This is a genomic window from Corynebacterium sp. 401_CJEI (assembly GCF_001076435.1).
Classification (GTDB): Bacteria; Actinomycetota; Actinomycetes; order Mycobacteriales; family Mycobacteriaceae; genus Corynebacterium; species Corynebacterium jeikeium_D.
On record NZ_JVIP01000003.1, the window covers coordinates 1 to 2978 of the forward strand.

Annotated in this window: 1 protein-coding gene; it reads right to left on the reverse strand. The window is 53.8% G+C overall.

Translation table 11 applies throughout. The annotated features are described in order from the left end of the window. On the reverse strand, window positions 1-2195 hold a 2195-nt coding region (locus ADM64_RS11165), incomplete at its 3' end, for a VaFE repeat-containing surface-anchored protein (RefSeq protein WP_049192910.1). Window positions 2196-2978: the final 783 nt, after the last annotated feature.

Genomic DNA, 2978 nt, shown 5'->3' on the forward strand with positions numbered 1-2978 from the left:
GACGGCTTTTCCGGCTGAGCGGGCTTAGTCGGCTTGCTCGGCTTTTCGGACTCGGACGTAGACGGAGTTGTCGTCTCAGACGGCTCTTCCGGCTGTGTCGTCTCCGGCTGCTCGGACGGCTCATCGTCGCTCGGCGTTGCCGGAACCGTGGACGTGGTCGGCTCAGTCGAGCTGGTCTCCGGTGCGGTCGTCTCCTCGGACGGAGTTTCGCTTTCCTCAGTCGGAGTGTCTTCCGGCTTCTCCGGAACCTCGCCGGTCACGGTCTGGCTAGCGTCGTTGATATCTGCGTGGTCAGCGATCTCATTGACCTGACCAGCGCTTTCCTTACCAGTCGAGTCAACCTCATCAGAGGTCAGGTGCTCGAACACTACAGCCTCAGCAACAGGAGTCTTAACAGAGTCAGACACCTCAAGAGTGACAGTCACAGTACCGCTTGCCGACGTCGGCTTGAACGTCGCCTCGCCATGACCAATCACAGAGCCATCAGCCTTATTAACCAGTTCACCGGAGAGGGTGTAGTTCTTACCAGGCACCAGGCCCTCGAAATGCACGGTGTCGACAACCTTGGCATTAGCCTCAATGCGGTTGCCCTGAAGCTCGGCTACCGTGCGCAGCTCCGGCTCCAGCGGCGTATCAGCGGGTTCGCTCGGCTTAGACGGTTCGGTAGTCTCAGTCGGCTCCGTCGGTTCCGTGGTCTGCGACTCAGTGCTGTCAGTCGGCTCGGTCGGTTCCGTCGGAGCGGCCGGCTTCGTGGACTCGGAGGTGTTAGGAGTAGTCGTCGATGAGCTCGGCTGCTCTTCGCTTTCCGACGTCGTCGGAGTCTCAGACTCACTGGTCTCAGAAGTAGTGGTCTCGCTGGACGACGGCTCCGTTGTCTCCTCGGTCGTCTCCTCGGTTGTCTCTTCGCTCGTCGGGGTCTCTTCGGAGGTCGACGGCTGCTCCGGCTTTTCGCCGTGAACGGTCTGAGCTGCGTCGTTGATGTCCTCGTGGGTAGCGATTTCTACCCGCTGACCATCGGTGTTGTCCTGGCCATCGGCGGTGACCTCTGTCGAGGTCAGCTTTTCAAATGCAACAGCAGCGGTAACCGGCTCATCTACATCATCGGAGACGGTAATCATGACAGCCTGCTCACCCGAAGAGGTCTCCGGAGTGAATTCCACGCTGCCGGTCCCCAAGATGCGATCAGCATTGGTCTTGTCCACCAGGGTGGCGTCCAGGCGGTAGTTCTTACCCGGAACCAGGTCGGTGAACTTCACGATGTCCTTAACCACAGCGCCCGCAACAATCTTGTTGCCGTTCAGGCGAGCCTGAGTGGAGATCGACGGCTTACGCGTGGTCGGCTTCTCCGGCTCGGACGGCTTGGTCGACTCGGACGGGGTCGTGGTCTCCGCAGGCGTGGTCGGAGTAGTCGGCTTTTCCGGTTCGGTTGGCTGCTCCGGTTCGGTTGGCTTTTCTGGCTCGGACGGCTTCGTCGGCTCTGCCGGAACTTCACCGGAAGACGGAGTGACATTGTCAATCACAATGATGTCTTGTTTCTTACCATTGTTGAAAATGTAGCCAGTGCGGTTCGTGCCATCGACAGTGCCCTGACCGACGTTAGCCGGACCAGTGAGGTAGTCGTAGACAGCCTTCGTCGATGGGTTGTGAATGCCCTGGGAGAAGTCAATGCCATCGGAGAAGTGCCACAGAGCGAATTGAGTTGCGTTATTGGCGTCCAGCACTTTCAGACGTCCTTTAACTCCAGCTGCCTTCCCCAGTTCATCCAAACCAACAGCTGGAGAACCGTGGTGCGCAATCCAGTTGAGCTTCCGGTATCGGTCAAAGTCGTTCCGCAGCTTGTTATTGGTATCTGTACTGCGCGAGAACTGACTGAAGTTCTGCACACGACCGGTGTCATAAAGATCACCGGCGACGCTGGCCTCAATGCAGTAACCCATTTTGTGGCTACCAAATGGAGTTGCCGCCTCGTCAAATGCCGCAATGAGTGGCTCAAAATCACGGACATTTCCATTGGCTTCAACACCCTTAACGGTTCCAGGAACACTCAAAATCTTCTGGATTGTCAGGGTTTCGCCAGTGTCTTCTGCATCCTGCGCATGCGCAATTATTGGAGATTTAGCGAAGAAAAGAGCGAGCACAGCCATGAAGCTAAAAAGCGCCAACCAGCGCTTCTCGTTTGTAAAACGACCGAACATGAGCCCTCCCCCTTCCTTCGATTTCAGTGCGTTATACACCTTTCGCTACCTTTCCAGCCTTCAATGAACAATCAATGACCACGCATAAGCGTCTCCAGCCCCCATCACAGGTAGCCCAGTTGACATCGCCTTCTAATTCTCATTTATAGCGTTGGCCGCCCCCGAATATAACAAATACATTTTATGTTTGTTGAGCCATTTAATTGCCACCCCTATTGTCTTTTATTTCAATGTCAATAATTGTTGTTTGCATATTTTTTCTGGGGTGGACATTTGGACACCACACACATGCCGAAGTTCCACCTTTCGCCACGACACCTAGCCATTCAACCCATAAAATCACGATCAACCTGCGCATATGAAGTTTTTTCAATGAATCCCCGCCCATTAATTTGGGTTAGAATGTCTCCCATGTCACGATTTTCATAATTGTGAGTTACGGCACAAATGACACCCCACCCCCACCTAATGAAAATGCAAGCCAATAAATCTCTAAGAGCAAAAATGATGTCTCAAGACTATTTACAAAAGAATCCCCGGACATCATTTAATAAGCCACATAATTGTGTGCTAATTGCGGCTGCATAAATAATCGCCTCTCCGCCCCAACCTCTCCATCCGCGGTTAATAGACAAAAATGGGTCTGATTCACGGCATTCCAACAGATCACGTTATGTAAAACGCGACTGAATAGGGGACTGCAAATGTGAAACTGTGCGAGTTTATGACGCTTTCAGGACATTTTTCGGGCGGTAGGGTCAGGCGGTCATTGCATCATGGATA